The organism is Bosea beijingensis, from assembly GCF_030758975.1.
In the GTDB taxonomy this organism is placed as follows: Bacteria; Pseudomonadota; Alphaproteobacteria; order Rhizobiales; family Beijerinckiaceae; genus Allobosea; species Allobosea beijingensis.
The window spans coordinates 4,896,494-4,911,994 of record NZ_CP132359.1; the positions used below are offsets into that span (position 1 = coordinate 4,896,494).

Genomic DNA, 15,501 nt, shown 5'->3' on the forward strand with positions numbered 1-15,501 from the left:
TCCCGTGTTCGCCGCCGAGCCGACCTATCCGGCCCTGACCGGGCGGGTCGTCGACGGCGCCAATCTGCTCGCGCCCGATGTCCGGCAGCGGCTCGAAGACAAGCTCAAGGCGCATGAGGACAAGACCTCCGACCAGGTCGTCGTCGCGACCCTGCCGTCGCTGCAGGACGTCACGATCGAGGATTTCGCCAACGGGCTCTTCCGGTATTGGAAGCTCGGCCAGAAGGCCAAGAACAACGGCGCCCTGCTGATCGTCGCGCCGAAGGAGCGCAAGGTCCGCATCGAGGTGGGCTACGGCCTGGAAGGGGCTCTGACCGATGCCCTCTCCAAGGTCATCATCACCACGGCGATCGCGCCGAAATTCAAGACCGGCGACTTTGCCGGGGGTATCGAGGCTGGCGTCGACGCCATCCTGACGATCCTTGCGGGGGATGCCGAGGAATGGCAGCGCAAGGCCGAGGTGCGCTCGGACGAGAGCACGCTGGGCGAGGATATCGCGGTCATCATCGCGATGATCTTCATCTTCCTGTTCATCGTCGCCTTCCTGCGCGGGCTGAGCCAGCAGGGCGGCGTGCGCCGGCATCGCCTGCGCAACGGCCAGTGGGTGACGCTGCCGCAGAGCACGGGCTGGAGCACCGGCTCCGGTTCCAACTCGGGCTGGAGCGGCGGTGGAGGCGGCTGGAGCTCGGGCGGCGGCGGATTTTCAGGTGGCGGCGGCTCCTCGGGCGGCGGCGGGGCTTCGGGAGACTGGTGATGGATACAGCCGACAGGGACGCGATCTCGGAAGCCGTGCGCCGGGCCGAGAGCATGACCGCGGGCGAGATCGTCGTGGTGATCGACCGCGCGGCGTCAAGCTATCGCAACGTCCCGGTGATCATGGCGCTGACGCTGGCGCTGTTCGTGCCCTGGCCGCTTTTGTGGCTCACGGTGATGAGCGCGCCGCGGATCTTCCTGATCCAGTTGATCTGCGCTGCCGGCCTGCTGGCGAGCCTGCTCTGGTATGGCCGAGGCGGACGTTTCGTGCCGGGTTTCGTCAAACGCCGGCGCGCGCATGACGTGGCGCTGCGCGAGTTCACGGCGCGCGGGCTGACGCGGACGAAGGGACGCACCGGTGTGCTGCTCTATATCGCGCTGCAGGAGCGTTATGCCGAGATTATCGCCGATACCGGCATCGACGGGCTGGTCGAGAAGGATACTTGGCGCGGAATCATCGAGCCATTGCTTGCCGCTGCGCGGGAGGACCGCCTGACCGAAGGTCTGATTGCAGCCGTGGGTTCGGTCGGGGCCGTGCTGGGGCAGCATGTGCCGCCCGTGCCCGGCGATGTCGACGAACTCTCGAACAAGGTCATCCTGCTTTAAGCGGGCGACGCCGCAGGCAGGTTCAGCGCTTCGCCAGCCCCTTCGCGGCGCCGAGGATCGCGCCGGGCATCATATAGCCGTACTTGTTGGGGCGCTCGGTCTGGACGACGACGACATAGCCATCGGCCTCGGGTGCCTGGGTGGCGGATAGCGGCGCGGTGACCGTCGCCTCCTTGCCGGCCCACTCGCCGACGCGGACCATCCCGCGCACGACATTGGCATAGGCGAGCGTGCGGCCCTGGTTCTCGCCGCGCGTCACCGGCACGGCCGCCTGATGCGTGGTCGGCAGGATCCAGATGCCGGCCGTGGTCTCGCTCTCGCTCCCCGTCGGAGCGACCTGGATCTGGAGAGCGCCGTTCTCTTCCTTCAGGCTGACCTTGGCGGCGAAGCCGGTCGTCGCGAACTGGTTGACCGCCTTCTCGATCTCCGCCCGCTCCGAGCCGATCGCATGGGTGGCGCCGTTGATCACGACCTGCGGGGTGTAGACCTGCCCGTCTCCGCGGGCCTTGGCGTAAAACTTTTGGCGCTTCGCGAAGGAATCCTTGCCGAGCGTGTCCTTCCAGCCGAGATAGTCCCAGTAGGTCACCGGCAGGGTCAGCGCGATCAACTCCGGGTCCTTGGCCAGTTCGGCGACGAGCGCATCGGCCGGCGGGCAGGAGGAGCAGCCCTGACTGGTGAAGAGCTCGATCACCGCCTTCAGGGGCTTCGCGGGCGTCTGCGCCAGCGCCTGCGCCGCAGCCATGCCGAGGGCAAAGGCGGCGACGGTCGCTGCGAGATGGCGCGGGCGAGGGGACATGTTCTGGACTCTGCGGACGACTTCTTTTCCGGAGGTTACCAAAGCCCGCAATCTGCACGCGAGGGAAATCACGTTGCCTTGAAAACCGGCACGGTCGCGCCGGCGTGATCGAAGGCCTCACGCGCGGCGGCCGAGATCATGTTGGGCCGCCAGCGGCGATGCATCCAGAGCCATTGTTCGGGATACTCGCGCACCCAGCCCTCGACGACCGCCGTCATCATCGCCATCGCGCCCTGGACGTCGATCTCGCCATTGGCGTCGCGGGGCAGGTCGAGCGGCGGCGTCAGTTCCAGCCGGAAGCGGTGGTTCGGCAGGCGGATGACGCGCACGCCATGGACCGGGCATTCGAAGCGCCTGGCGAATTTGCCCATGATCGGGTTGGTCAGCGCCGGGCGGCCGAAGAAAGGCACCACGACGCCACGGGTGAAATGCTGGTCGATCAGCATGCCGAGATGGCCGCCATTCTCCAGCACGCCCTGCATGGCGAAGGCCGCTCCCTGCTTGGCGGCGGCGAGCCCACCCATCGTGCCGGAGCGGATCTCGTGGACGACAGCGGCGATCGCCGGGTCGTTCGGCGCCCGGAAGACCGCGGTGGTCTCGAGATCATAGGCCTGCGCGCAGATCGCCGGCAGCTCCCAGTTGGCGAGATGCGTCGAGAAGATCAGGCCGGGCTTCTCGTCGTCCTTGAGCGCGATGAAATGCTCGATGCCCTTGACCTCGACGCGCGAAGGCTTGTCGGGGTTGAGGTAATCGTAATCGAAGAGCGTCTTCAGATGGGCATATTCACCGGCAACGCGGCCGAGATTCTCCCAGGCGCCGCGCGCGATGCGCTTCACCTCGGCCTCGTCCTTCTCGGGGAAGGCGGCGCGGATATTGGCGAGTGCGACGCGATTGACCGGAATCAGCGGGCTCGCGCTGCGCAGGAGCCAGCCGCCGAGGTCGCTGGCGCGCTCCGGCCCGAGCAGGCGCAGGAAGCCGAACAGGGCGCGGATCACGCCGATCATCACCGCGGCGCCGGCGCGCGCGGCGATAGCCTTCAATCGTCTCAAGGTCGGTCCTGCCTGAAACGCCCGTGCCGAGAGCAAGACCGGGCCTTGAAGGCGCGATCTGGGGCAGGAACGCGCCCGCGTCAAGTCTTTGACGGGAAACAGGTCGCAATCAGAAGGCGATGACGACCTTGCCGAAGACCTTGCGGCCCTCGATCCGGGCGAGCCCCTTCTCGAATTCGGCGAGCGGGAAGACCGAGTCGATCACCGGCTTCATCCCACCGGCCATCTTCTCCAGCGACTGCGCGATATTCTCCATCCGGCAGCCGAAGGAGCCGGTGATGCGATATTGCTGCTGGAAGAGCTGCATCAGGTTGATCGTGGCCGAGGGGCCGGAGGTCGCGCCGCAGGTGACGAGCCGGCCGCCGCGCTTCAGGCAGAGCAGCGAGCCGTTCCAGGTGTCGGCACCGACATGCTCGAACACGACATCGACGCCCTTGCGGCCGGTCAGCTTGCGGACGACGCCCTCGAACCGGTCCTCGCGGTAGTTGATGACGTGGTCTGCGCCGAGCGCCTTGGCCTTGGCGCCCTTCTCGTCGTCGCCGACCGTCGTGTAGACCGTGCAGCCGATCGCCTTGGCCATCAGGATCGCGGCCGTGCCGATGCCGGAGCCGCCGGCATGGACGAGCACGGATTCGCCGGGCTCCAGCTTCGCGTTGTCGAACAGCATGTGCTGGACCGTGCCGAAGCCGATCGGGGCGCAGGCGGCATCCTCGAAGGAGACGCCCTTCGGCGCCTTGATGGTGAGGCGGGCCGGGCGGTTGAGCAATTCGCGCGCGAAGCCGTCGATATGGAAGCCCATGATGCCGGCGACGTTCTCGCAGAGATTGTCGCGGCCCTCGCGGCAGGCCTTGCACTGGCCGCAGGTATCGGCGCCATAGGCGGTGACGGTGTCGCCGGGTGCGAAGCCGGTGACGCCCTCGCCGACGCAGACGATCTCGCCGGCCGCTTCGACGCCGGCCGCCTGCGGCATCTTGCGCTTGGCGAAGGCCATGCCGCGGAAGCCCCAGAGGTCGAGATAGTTCAGCCCGACGGCCTTGATGCGGATCTGCACCTCGCCGGGAGCCGGCGACGGCGGCGGCTCGATGTCTTCGAGACGGAGATCACGGTCACCATGGAGCTGGAGAGAACGCATGAGATTCGAACGCTTTCAGAGCTTGTCCGGCCATTGCCGGGAGGTATGGATCACGGCGATGATCTGAACGGAGTGATCATGCACGCGATAGGGCAGGATATGCGACGTCCCGGGAACCACGAGTTCGCGAGTGCCCTCGATGCGCCCTGGCCGGCCGCTTGCCGGATGATGCAGCAGTTGCGCCGGTGCGGCGCGGATCATGCGGATCATCGACAGGGAGGCATAGGGATTGAACTGCGCCAGATAGCGCGCCGCGTCGCGCAGATTGCGCTGCGCCCTTGGCGTCCAGACTATTCTCATTGCCGGTCGATCTTGGCCTGAATCTCGGCCTCGATCGCATCAAGATCGGCTTCGGTGACAAACTCGCCGCGGTCGGCCTCGGCCAAACCCGCCTTGATCTGCTCGATTTGCCAAGCGTTCAGCTCGACATAACTCTCGATCGCCTTGGTAACGAGCCAACTCCGCGAGCGGTCGGTGTCGGCGGCGAGCGCGTCGAGCCTGGCCAGCATCTCGTCGTCGAGGCGAATGGTGAAGGCTGCCGTCATGTCGGTTCACTCCGGTTCGGAGCGAACCATATCACGAGAGGATACCCCGGTCGATTCAGCGGTGGACGCCGAGCTGGGCGGTCAGGCCGCCATCGATCGGCAGCACGGTGCCGCTGATATAGGCGGCGGGCTCGCTCATCAGGAAGGCGGCGAGGCCGGCGACCTCCTCCGGCCTCGCGAAGCGGCCGGCCGGGATCTGGCCCTGCATCTTGTCGCGATAGGCGGCGTAGGGCGCCATCATGTCGGTGTCGACGAAGCCCGGTGCGATCACGTTGACGGTGACGCCGCGCTTGCCGGTCTCGACGGCCAGCGTCTTGGCATAGGAGATCAGCGCGCCCTTGGAGGCCGCGTAAGCCGCATTGCCGGGATTGCCGCGCAGCGCCGCGACGGAGCCGATCGCGACGATGCGGCCAGCGCGGGCGCGGATCATGGCGCGCATCAGGCTCTTGGCGAGGCGGGTGAACGCCCAGAAATTGACCTGCATCGCCGCTTCGGCCTTGTCCTGCGCCATCATCGCGGCGAGCGAATCATAGGGCTGGCCGGCATTGTGGACGAGGCCGAAATAGGTTTCGCTTTCGCGCGCCTCGCAGAAGGCGTCGAGCGCCTCCTTGTCCGAGAGGTCGAGCGGCAGCGCGGTGATGGCGCGGCCAGGGTGGCTCGCGGCGATCTCCTGCGCCAGCGCCTTCGCCTGGTCGGCGGAGGAGCGGAAGGTGAAATCGACATCATGGCCGGCCGCGGCGAGCGCGCGCACGATCGCGGCGCCGACACCCTTGGCGCCGCCGGTGACGAGAACTTTTGTCATGCAGCCTCCGGAGGCGCCGTCAGCACGAGGCAGGTGTTCTGGCCGCCGAAGCCGAAGGAGTTGGAGATAATCGTCTTCACCTTCACCTTGCGGGCGGTATTCGGCACGACGTCGAGTGCTATCGCGGGATCGGGGTTCACATAGTTGATCGTCGGCGGGATCGTGCCGTTGGCGATGGTCATGAAGGAGATCACCGCCTCGACCGCGCCTGCCGCCGTCAGGGTGTGGCCGATCATCGACTTGTTCGAGGAGATCGGCAGGCTCGCCATGCGTTCGCCGAAGACGGCGGCGCAGCTCATCGCCTCCATCTTGTCGTTCTCGGGCGTCGAGGTGCCGTGGGCGTTGATGTAGTCGACATCGTCAGGCGTCAGGCCGGCATCGGCGAGCGCGTCCTGCATGGCGAGGATGGCGGGCTTGCCGTCCGGGCTGGAGCGGGTGCGGTGGAAGCCGTCGCCGCGCTCGCCGCAGCCGGCGACGATGCCCAGGATGGTCGCGCCGCGCGCCAGCGCGTGGTCGTAATCCTCCAGCACCAGCGCACCGGCGCCTTCGCCCATGACGAAGCCGTCGCGGTTCTTCGAGAACGGCTTGGCCGCGCCTTCCGGCGGGTCGTTCTGGGTCGAGAGCGCCGAGAGCAGCGAGAAGCGGATCAGCGCCTCGGCATGGATCGAGCCGTCGGTGCCGATGCAGAGCGCGGCCTGGGTATCGCCGCGGCGGATCGCCTCGACGCCCATCTGGATCGCGGTTGCGCCCGAGGAGCAGGCGGTCGAGAGCGAGATCGGCGAGCCCTTGGTGCCGAAGCGGTCGGCGATATGGTCGGCGACGCCGCCGAAGACGAAGAGCTCGTGCATTGCCCGGAATTTGCCGGTCGCGGCAGTGCGCAGCAGACCGTCGTAATCGGCTTCGCCCGCGGTCGCCTGAGCCATCTCCTGCTTCTGCGGCCATTCCATTTCGACTGGCGGCACCGCCATGAAGAGCTCGCCCGGAAAATCGCCAGCCGTGCCGATGCCGCTCTGGCCGACAGCCTCCTCGGCCGCGAGCGTCGCGAGCTTCTCGGAGAGCTGCGGGGCGGTGAACGGGCCGTCGAACAGGAAATCGACGGTGCCGCCGATGCTGGTCTTCAGCCCGTCGGTCGGGAAGCGGTCGATGCGGTGGATGCCGGACTTGCCTGATGTCAGGGCTTGCCAGTTGGTCTCCTTGCCCTGGCCGAGCGAGGTGACGACGCCGAGCCCGGTGACGGCGACGAGCGGACGGCCCTTGGCGTCGCGATGCGTGGTCATGGCTTCAACCCTCACGCTTGAACGAGATGCGCGGCGCCTTCGCCGCGCCAGTGGCCGGCGCCGGTAACGATCGCTTCCCTGGCCTGTCCGGCTGACAGGGCGATTGCCGCCAGCGCCACCGAAACCGGGAAGGCAGCCTCGACGCCATGGCCGACGAGATCGCCGCTCGCGATACGCTTGGCGGAGGGCGCCGCCGCGGCGATGGCTGCGGTTTCCTCAGCGGTGATGCCGGCGCAGCCAGTGGCGGCGGAGATTGCAAGAGCATTGCTGGCGATCGGGCCGAAGCTGCCGAGCAAGCCGTTCAAGGCGGACTGGACCGTGCCCGCCTCGCGACGGCTGCGCGCCGCGCCGGTGTGATTCAGCTTCGCATAGGCCTTGGCGCCGCGGTCGGCAGCGCGCTCGGCCGATTCCAGTACGAGGAAGGCTCCGGCGCTGCCGGTGATCAGGCCGGGTGCGTCCTCGCGCTCGAAGACCGGCTTGAAATCGTCGCGGTGCAGATAGCCGCCGAGCTCGAAGAGCAGCAGCATGTCGCGGCGCTCGGCGTTATAGGCGCCGCCGACCAGCATCAGGTCGGATTGGCCCGATGCGATGCGGGCATGGGCGGTGCGGATCGCGTCGACGCCGGCCTGCTCCTCGCCCATGAAGGTGCGGGACGGACCGGTGATGCCGTGGACGATCGCGATATTGCCGGCGAGCAGGTTGGAGAGCTGCGCCAGGAACAGCGTCGGCCGGAGGTCGCCCATCAGGCGCTCGTTGAGGAAGGAGCCGGGCTCATTGGCGCCGCGCAGGCCTTCGAGAATGGCGGCATCGACCGCATGGTCGCGCTCGCCGCCGCCGGCCGCGACGATGACCTGCAGGGCGCTCTTGGCCTCGACATCGTCCTTCAAGCCCGCGGAATCGAGGGCGAGGCCGGCCGCATAAACGCCGAGCCGCTGCCAGGGCTCCATCTGGCGCTGGTCGGATTTCTTCGGGATTTGCCTGTCCAGCTCCAGCGCCGCCAGCGGGTGGAGCGGATAGGGCTTGAAATTCTCGGTGTCGACGACCGGCGGGCCGCCGGCGGCGAGCGCAGCGGCATGGGTCTCGACGCCCTCGCCGAGGCTCGACGCGATGCCGATGCCGGTAATGACCACGTCGCGGCGGTTCATGGGGCAGGCTCCGGCGTCAGGCCGATTGTCTCGATGCGGCTTAGCATCAGCGCGCGCATATCGGCGGGGAAAGGCATCAGGCGGAAGCGCAGTTCGGCATCGCAGATCGGCTTGCCTTCGCTGGTCAGCTTTACCTTGGTTGCGGCATAGCCGGAGCCCTCGATGACGAGTTCGGCGCTGGCTTCCAGTTCCGTGCGGGGCTCGACGAAGGTGCGGAAGCGCGCCTTGTCGACCGTCATCAGGAACGGCATCTGCGAGAGCCCGTTGAGGCCGAGCAGGAGATAGCCCGAGGCCTGCGCCATGGTCTCGGTCAGGAGCACGCCGGGCACCAGAGGGTGGCCGGGGAAATGGCCCTCGAAGACCGGGCTCTCGGCGGGAACGGTGGAGCGCGTCACGATGCGCTTCTGCGACGGATCGAAGGTCACGACCCTGTCGATCATGTCGAAATATTCGAGGCGCATGCGATCCTTGGCTCTATCGGCGCCAGAACGGCGCAAGGCCGCGACACGGATCGGGCGATCCGCGCAACGGCCCCTATGCTCTATCGGGAGCCGCGCGCCGGCTCAAGTCCGGCGGCGGCGGAAGGCGATCACGCCTGACCGATTCAGGCCTTCTTGGCGGCGACGAGATCGTCGATGCGCTTGCAGAGGTTCTCGAGCACGAAATACTGCTCGGCCGGGGCCTTGCCCTCGTTGACTTCCTGCGTCCACTGCTCGAGCGGCAGCTTGATGCCGAAGGCCTTGTCGATCGCGAAGGCGATGTCGAGGAAGGCCAGGGAATCGATGCCGAGATCTTCGATCGCGTGGCTCTGCGGCGTGATCTTCTCCCGCGGAATGTCGCAGGTTTCGGAAATGATGCCGGCGACCGTCTCGAACGTGGCGGACATGCTGCGGGTGCTCCCGTCTGGTATCGGTGATGGCGGACGACATCCGAGCGCGGGATATCGCCCTGCGCTTGCCCCAAGTCGCCACCGAGGATGACTGAACCGCCCCCTTACACTGCAAGTCGCTCGAGGACAACTGCGCGGTGATGCGGAGCGGAGACTCCTCACGCCGTTGGAAAAGCGCATGAAAACCTAGCGGGCCGACGTTGGTTGACGGCGTGTTAACGATAGCCCTTCACGATGCTTCCGTTCCAGCAGGGCCGGATAACAACGATGTCATCGCTCAAGCATCGCTTCGCCGTTCTATGCCTCTTCCTGGCAGCGATCACTGGTGCAGCAGCCATCATCGGGATCTACACATCTCGCGAGATGGGCGCGACGATCGACGAAATCGCCAATTCCGCTACGTCGATCCGCAATCATACGATCGGCGACATGCTCCATGATGGCATGCGAGCCGATGTCTACGCTGCCCTGATCCGGTCTGCGGCGGGCAAGGATGGGGCGGAGACGATCGAGCAGGTCCAGGAGCATGCCAAGGAGTTCCGCGAGAAGATCGCCGCCACGAAAAGCCTCGTCAGATCGGAGGACAGCGCCAATCGGCTCCGGACGCTCGACGAGCCCCTGGAGCAGTACATCAGCCAGGCGCTCGACATCGTGGCGCTTGCCTTCCGGGATCGTGCGGCGGCGCTGGCTGCGATGCCGCGCTTCGACGATCGCTTCAAAGCGCTCGAAGTCTCGATGAAGACGGTCGGCGATGCGCTGGAGGCGGAGGCGCTGAAGGCGCAGGCGGAGGCCAGCACGGCCCGCCAGTTCGCCAATATCGCGGCCATCGGCGGCCTGGTGATCGCCATCGCGACCGCGCTCGGCCTTTTCGCGACGGTGCTCCTCAGTGTGGTCCGTCCCGTTTCGGGCATCGTCCAGGCAATGCGCGGCCTCGGAGCGACCGGCGCCTCGGCGGATATCCCCCATACCGGCCGGCGCGACGAGATCGGCGAGATGGCGCGGGCGATCGGCTCCTTCCAGAGCTCGCTCCACGAGCGCGCTGCTACCGACAGGCGCCGGGCGGAGGACGAGCTCGCAGCCGTCGAGCATCAGCGCCTGTCGACTGCGGAAACAGCCCGGCAGATCCAGACTGTCGTCGAGGCGGCCGCGCGCGGTGACTTCAGCCGTCGCGTCGATACGCGGCTGGCCGAGGGCGAGATGGCAGCGCTCGTCGTTGGCATCAACCGGATCAACGAAGCGATCGACGACGCTACAACGAAATTCGCGACAATCCTCACCGCGATTGCCGGGGGAGACCTCACTCGAGTTGCCGCAGACGATTATTCCGGGCGGCTCGCCGACCTCAGTGGGTCGATCAACGAGATGGTCGGCAAGCTGTCGCAGACGGTGAGCGTCATCAAGGAAACGGCGACTGATGTGCGGTTGTCGGCGAGCGAGATCCAGACGGGCGCCGAGAATCTGTCGCACCGGACCGAAAGCCAGGCTTCGTCGCTGGAGGAAACCGCCGCCACGACTGAGGAGCTGGCCGCGTCGGTGAAAGCTTCGGCCCATGCATCGCATCGGGCGCTCAATCTCGCGCGGGAGGCCACGCAGGTCGCCGAGAGTGGCGGAGGCATTGTGAAGAATGCGATCGACGCCATGAGCCGGATCGAGCAGGCGAGCGGGAAGATCACCGACATCACCTCCGTCATCGACAACATCGCTTTCCAGACCAATCTGTTGGCCCTCAACGCCGCGGTCGAGGCGGCGCGCGCCGGCGAAGCCGGCAAGGGCTTCGCGGTGGTTGCCTCCGAGGTGCGGACGCTGGCGCAGCAAACCGCGGATGCAGCAAAGAGCATCTCGTCCCTGATCGCCCATTCGACCCACGAGGTTGCGAACGGCGTCGAACTCGTTCGCAATGCGGGCGAAGCGCTGGGCGCGATCGTCGGCGCTTCGCAAAAGGTCGCGAGCACCATTGCCGAGATTTCCTCGGCGTCCGGCGAGCAGGCCAACGGCATCGACGAGATGAGCCAGACCGTGGCCCATATGGACGAGATGACCCAGCAGAACGCGGCGCTTGCCGAGCAGAGCGCGGCGTCGGCGATCCTGTTGAGCCAGAAGATCGAACAGCTCGACACGCTGGTGGCGGCATTCCGGACGGCCAACGATGGCGAGCGCGTTGCAACCCCGGGCAAGACGGCCTGGTTGCGAGCAGGCTGACCGACCGAACCGGACGCGCTGTGGCTTGAACTAAAAAAGCTCCCGAGGATGTCCTCGGGAGCTTTCTTGTTGGTCGGGCGAATGCGGTGAGGTCGCCGTCAGGCGGCCAGCCCGCGCAGCACGTAGTGCAGGATGCCGGCGTTCTTGAAGTAGTCGATCTCGTCCAGCGTATCGATGCGGCAGAGGATCGGCACCTTCTTCACAGAGCCGTCGGCATAGGTGATCTCGGCTTCCATCATCTGGCGCGGCTTGACGTTGGCGAGGCCATGGATGGTGACGCTCTCGTCGCCCTTCAGGTCGAGCGAGGCCCAGCTCGTACCTTCCTGCAGGGTGAAGGGAACGACGCCCATGCCGACCAGGTTCGAGCGATGGATGCGCTCGAAGCTCTGGGCGATCACCGCCTTGACGCCGAGGAGGTTGGTGCCCTTGGCCGCCCAGTCGCGCGAGGAGCCGTTGCCGTATTCGACGCCGGCGAAGATCACCAGCGGCACCTTCTCCGCCTGGTACTTCATCGCCGCGTCGTAGATCGGCAGCTCTTCCTTCGAGGGGTAGTGGATGGTGTAGCCACCCTCGCGGCCGTTCGGGCCGAGCATGTGGTTGCGGATGCGGATATTGGCGAAGGTGCCCCGCATCATCACCTCATGGTTGCCACGGCGCGTGCCGTACTGGTTGAAGTCGGCCACCGCGACGCCATGCTCGGTGAGATAGGAGCCGGCCGGGGAGGCCGCCTTGATCGAACCGGCCGGGGAGATGTGGTCGGTGGTGATCTTGTCGCCGAACAGGCCGAGGATGCGCGCACCCTTGATGTCGCCGATCGCGGCAGGCTTCTTGCCCATGCCCTGGAAATAGGGCGGGTTCTGCACATAGGTCGATGCGTCGTCCCAGGCATAGGTCTCCGAGGTCGGAGCGTTGACCGCCTGCCAGTGCGCGTCGCCCTTGAAGACGTCGGCATATTTCGCCTCGAAGATGGCGCGGGTGACGTTCTCACGGATGAAGCTCTGGATCTCCTTGTTGGAGGGCCAGATGTCCTTCAGGTAGACGTCCTTGCCGTCCGAACCCTGACCGATCGGCTGTGTGGTCAGGTCCATCTGGATGGAGCCGGCGAGCGCATAGGCGACGACCAGCGGCGGCGAAGCGAGGTAGTTCGCCTGCACGTCGGGCGAGACGCGGCCTTCAAAGTTGCGGTTGCCGGAGATGACGGCGCCCGCGATCAGGCCCTTCTCGTTGATCGCCTTCGAGATCGGCGCCGGCAGCGGGCCGGAATTGCCGATGCAGGTGGTGCAGCCGAAGCCGACCAGGTTGAAGCCGAGCGTGTCGAGATCGGTCTGGAGGCCGGACTTGGCGAGATATTCGGCGACGACCTGCGAGCCGGGGGCCAGCGAGGTCTTCACCCATGGCTTGACCTTGAGGCCCTTGGCGACCGCGTTGCGGGCGAGCAGACCCGCCGCCATCAGCACCGACGGGTTCGAGGTGTTGGTGCAGGAGGTGATGGCGGCGATGACGACGTCGCCATGGCCGAGATCGAAATCCTCGCCTTCGACCTGGACGCGGCGCGCGATCTCGGCGCCCTTCTTGTAGTCGGTGTCCATGGCGGCGGCGAAGCCGGCCTTGACGGCGGAGAGATCGACGCGGCCTTCCGGACGCTTCGGGCCGGCCATCGAGGGCTGGACCGAGGAGAGATCGAGCTCGAGCGTGTCGGTGAAGACCGGATCGGGCGTCTCGCGGGTGGCGAACAACCCTTGCGCCTTGCTGTAGGCCTCGACCAGCGCGATGCGGTCCGCCGTGCGGCCGGTTGTGGTGAGATAGTCCAGCGTCTCGGCATCGACCGGGAAGAAGCCGCAGGTCGCGCCGTATTCCGGACCCATGTTCGCGATGGTGGCGCGATCGGCGAGCGTCAGGTTGTAGAGGCCGGGGCCGAAGAACTCGACGAACTTGCCGACGACACCCTTCTTGCGCAGCATCTGGGTGACGGTGAGCACGAGGTCGGTCGCGGTGATGCCTTCCTTCAACGAGCCGGTCAGCTTGAAGCCGATCACTTCCGGCAGCAGCATCGACTGCGGCTGGCCGAGCATGGCGGCTTCCGCCTCGATGCCGCCGACGCCCCAGCCGAGAACGGCGAGGCCGTTGACCATGGTGGTGTGCGAGTCGGTGCCGACGACCGTGTCGGGATAGGCGACCTCGACCTCGACGCCGTCGATGGTCTCCTTGCGGGTCCAGACGGTCTGGGCAAGGTATTCAAGGTTGACCTGGTGGCAGATGCCGGTGCCGGGCGGGACGACGCGGAAATTGTCGAAGGCGCCCTGGCCCCACTTGAGGAACTTGTAGCGCTCGGCATTGCGCTCGTATTCGAGCTCGACGTTCTGGGCGAGCGCCTTGGGCGTGCCGAACTCGTCGACGATGACCGAGTGGTCGATGACGAGATCGACCGGCACGAGCGGGTTGATCTTCTGCGGGTCGCCGCCGAGCGCCTTGACGCCGTCGCGCATCGCGGCGAGGTCGACCACGGCGGGAACGCCGGTGAAGTCCTGCATCAGCACGCGCGCCGGGCGGAAGCCGATCTCCTTGCCGGCCGTGCCCTTGTCGTCGAGCCAGGCGACGAAGGCCTCGATATCGGTCTTGGTGACGGAGCGGCCGTCCTCGAACTGCAGGAGGTTCTCGAGCAGCACCTTCATCGAGAAGGGCAGCTTCGAGATACCGGGCAGGCCGTTCTTCTCGGCATCGGGGAGGGAATAATAGGTGTAGGTCTTGCCGCCGGCGGTGAGCGTCTTGCGGGCTTTGAATGAGTCGAGCGAGGCCATTCGGGCTTGATCCTGATCAAGGGGTTGCGGTCGCGACCGGAGCGCCCTTGCGGACACCGCCGTTCGAAGGCCTAATGCGCATGACGCGCGCGCCGCCTCGGGAGTGCCCGAGCCCCGCGCCGGATCGGCGTGCGGCGTAGCCGCGGGTTCTATAGAGCAATTCCAAGAAGCGCGCTAGATGAACGAAATGAGCTCGGACGTATCTGCGGCAGCGCTGCCTTGAAGCAAGTTTCATTCCCGCCGACGCGCCTTCTCGCCGAGAATCTCGCTTGCCGACGTGGCGGCAGGCTGATTTTCGAAGGCTTGAGCTTCACGCTGCAACCGGGCGAGGCGATCGCGCTCACCGGCCGCAATGGCGCCGGCAAGTCGAGCCTGATCGCCATGCTTTGCGGGCGCTTGCGGCCCGATGGCGGCCGGATTCGGCTGGAGGGAAGCGAGGACGAGGCCGAACTTGCCGAAATCTCGCATCTTGTCGGACATCGGGACGGTTTGAAGACGGCGCTGACGGCGCGCGAAAACCTCGCCTTCGCGCAGGATGTGCTGGGCGATACCGCCGCGACCCCGGACGAGGCGCTGGCCGTCGTGGGGCTCGGCCATGCCGCGGAGCTGCCGGCGGGCTATCTGTCTGCGGGGCAGCGGCGGCGCGTCGCGCTGGCGCGACTTCTAGTGTCGCGCCGGCCCTACTGGCTGCTCGACGAGCCGCTTTCGGCGCTCGACACGGCCTCGCAAGCGATGGTCGCGGGGCTGATGCGGAATCATCTGGCCGAAGGCGGCGCGATCCTGGCCGCGACCCATGGACCGCTCGGGATCGAGGGCGCGCGCGAAGTCAGGATCGGCCGGTGAAGCGCGCCTTCCTTGCCATTCTGAAACGCGACCTCGCCGTCGCCGGCCGGGCCGGCGGGGGTGGCGAGCTCGCGCTCGTCTTCTTCCTGACGCTGGTCGTGCTCGTGCCTTTCGCTCTGGGACCCGATCTCAACCTGCTCTCGCGGATCGGGCCGGCGATACTCTGGCTCGGCGCGCTGCTTTCGGTGCTGATCGGGCTCGACCGGTTGTTCCAGAGCGATGAGGAAGACGGTTCGCTCGACCTGATCCGCGCCTCGGCCCTGCCGCTGGAACTCGCCGTGCTGGCCAAGGGCCTGGCGCATTGGCTGACGACCGGGCTGCCGCTGGCGCTGGTCTCGCCATTGCTCGGCCTGCTGGTCGCCTTGCCGGGCGAGGGCGTGTTGCCGCTGGTCGCGACGCTTCTGGTCGGTACACCGGCGCTGAGCTTCATCGGGGCGGGCGGGGCGGCGCTGGCCGCGAGCTTGCGGCGAGGTGGGTTGATCGTGCCGGTTCTGGTTGCACCGCTCACGGTGCCGGTCCTGATCTTCGGTGTTTCCGCCGCGAATGCGGCCGTGGGCGGCACCGTGCCCTTCCTGACGCCGTTCCTGATCCTGTGTGCGATCTCGCTTGGCGCGATCGTGGTCGGTACGGTGGCTGCAGCGGCAGCCCTGAGGTCAGCCGAGTAGGG

The 15,501-nt window shown here is 66.8% G+C and carries 16 protein-coding genes; 5 read left to right on the forward strand and 11 right to left on the reverse strand.

Features of this window, described 5'->3' with window-relative positions; all coding sequences use genetic code 11:
- Window positions 1-4 precede the first annotated feature (4 nt).
- Together Q9235_RS23410 and Q9235_RS23415 are read left to right on the forward strand one after the other, a co-directional pair.
- Complete coding sequence (locus Q9235_RS23410) at window positions 5-754, forward strand: TPM domain-containing protein (RefSeq protein WP_306224190.1); 750 nt, start codon at window positions 5-7, stop codon at window positions 752-754.
- Window positions 754-1,359, forward strand: coding sequence for a TPM domain-containing protein (locus tag Q9235_RS23415; RefSeq protein WP_306224192.1), 606 nt, complete (start codon window positions 754-756; stop codon window positions 1,357-1,359). Before Q9235_RS23410 ends, Q9235_RS23415 begins: the two co-directional genes overlap by 1 nt.
- A gap of 22 nt (window positions 1,360-1,381) precedes the next feature.
- Here Q9235_RS23415 and Q9235_RS23420 read toward each other — a convergent pair whose 3' ends face one another.
- The 10 genes from Q9235_RS23420 to Q9235_RS23465 form a co-directional block, all read right to left on the reverse strand.
- On the reverse strand, window positions 1,382-2,155 hold the full coding sequence (locus tag Q9235_RS23420; RefSeq protein ID WP_306224194.1) for a DUF1223 domain-containing protein: 774 nt from the start codon (window positions 2,153-2,155) through the stop codon (window positions 1,382-1,384).
- Between the two features lie 68 nt (window positions 2,156-2,223).
- Complete coding sequence (locus tag Q9235_RS23425; protein ID WP_422678396.1) at window positions 2,224-3,159, reverse strand: lipid A biosynthesis lauroyl acyltransferase; 936 nt, start codon at window positions 3,157-3,159, stop codon at window positions 2,224-2,226.
- Window positions 3,160-3,313: 154 nt separating this feature from the next.
- Window positions 3,314-4,336 carry a zinc-binding dehydrogenase gene (locus tag Q9235_RS23430; protein WP_306224198.1) on the reverse strand — a complete coding sequence of 341 codons (1,023 nt, stop codon included), beginning with the start codon at window positions 4,334-4,336 and terminating at the stop codon, window positions 3,314-3,316.
- Window positions 4,337-4,351: 15 nt separating this feature from the next.
- Window positions 4,352-4,636 carry a type II toxin-antitoxin system RelE/ParE family toxin gene (locus Q9235_RS23435; RefSeq protein WP_306224200.1) on the reverse strand — a complete coding sequence of 95 codons (285 nt, stop codon included), beginning with the start codon at window positions 4,634-4,636 and terminating at the stop codon, window positions 4,352-4,354.
- The gene (locus tag Q9235_RS23440; protein ID WP_306224202.1) at window positions 4,633-4,881 is read right to left on the reverse strand and encodes a CopG family ribbon-helix-helix protein; all 249 of its coding nucleotides are present in this window, start codon (window positions 4,879-4,881) and stop codon (window positions 4,633-4,635) included. Before Q9235_RS23440 ends, Q9235_RS23435 begins: the two co-directional genes overlap by 4 nt.
- Window positions 4,882-4,936: 55 nt before the next feature.
- Window positions 4,937-5,683 (reverse strand): SDR family oxidoreductase, encoded by a 747-nt coding sequence (locus Q9235_RS23445; RefSeq protein ID WP_306224204.1) that lies wholly within the window; start codon window positions 5,681-5,683, stop codon window positions 4,937-4,939.
- Window positions 5,680-6,960: a beta-ketoacyl-ACP synthase gene (locus Q9235_RS23450; protein ID WP_306224206.1), complete on the reverse strand. Its 1,281-nt coding sequence runs from the start codon at window positions 6,958-6,960 to the stop codon at window positions 5,680-5,682. Before Q9235_RS23450 ends, Q9235_RS23445 begins: the two co-directional genes overlap by 4 nt.
- 11 nt (window positions 6,961-6,971) lie before the next feature.
- Complete coding sequence (locus Q9235_RS23455) at window positions 6,972-8,105, reverse strand: beta-ketoacyl-ACP synthase (protein ID WP_306224207.1); 1,134 nt, start codon at window positions 8,103-8,105, stop codon at window positions 6,972-6,974.
- Window positions 8,102-8,566 carry a 3-hydroxyacyl-ACP dehydratase FabZ family protein gene (locus tag Q9235_RS23460; protein WP_306224208.1) on the reverse strand — a complete coding sequence of 155 codons (465 nt, stop codon included), beginning with the start codon at window positions 8,564-8,566 and terminating at the stop codon, window positions 8,102-8,104. Before Q9235_RS23460 ends, Q9235_RS23455 begins: the two co-directional genes overlap by 4 nt.
- Before the next feature lie 143 nt (window positions 8,567-8,709).
- Window positions 8,710-8,991 (reverse strand): acyl carrier protein, encoded by a 282-nt coding sequence (locus Q9235_RS23465; protein WP_047580420.1) that lies wholly within the window; start codon window positions 8,989-8,991, stop codon window positions 8,710-8,712.
- 270 nt (window positions 8,992-9,261) lie between these two features.
- Between Q9235_RS23465 and Q9235_RS23470 the strand changes: the two genes are divergently transcribed.
- Window positions 9,262-11,193 carry a methyl-accepting chemotaxis protein gene (locus Q9235_RS23470; RefSeq protein WP_306224211.1) on the forward strand — a complete coding sequence of 644 codons (1,932 nt, stop codon included), beginning with the start codon at window positions 9,262-9,264 and terminating at the stop codon, window positions 11,191-11,193.
- A gap of 98 nt (window positions 11,194-11,291) precedes the next feature.
- Here Q9235_RS23470 and acnA read toward each other — a convergent pair whose 3' ends face one another.
- Entirely contained in the window at window positions 11,292-13,991 is a 2,700-nt protein-coding gene (acnA, locus tag Q9235_RS23475; RefSeq protein WP_306224213.1) for an aconitate hydratase AcnA, read from the reverse strand.
- A 219-nt stretch (window positions 13,992-14,210) separates the two neighbouring features.
- Here acnA and ccmA point away from each other — a divergent pair, with 219 nt between their 5' ends.
- The gene (gene ccmA, locus Q9235_RS23480) at window positions 14,211-14,834 is read left to right on the forward strand and encodes a heme ABC exporter ATP-binding protein CcmA (RefSeq protein ID WP_306224214.1); all 624 of its coding nucleotides are present in this window, start codon (window positions 14,211-14,213) and stop codon (window positions 14,832-14,834) included.
- The gene (gene ccmB, locus Q9235_RS23485) at window positions 14,831-15,499 is read left to right on the forward strand and encodes a heme exporter protein CcmB (protein WP_306224216.1); all 669 of its coding nucleotides are present in this window, start codon (window positions 14,831-14,833) and stop codon (window positions 15,497-15,499) included. Before ccmA ends, ccmB begins: the two co-directional genes overlap by 4 nt.
- The last annotated feature ends 2 nt before the right edge of the window (window positions 15,500-15,501 follow it).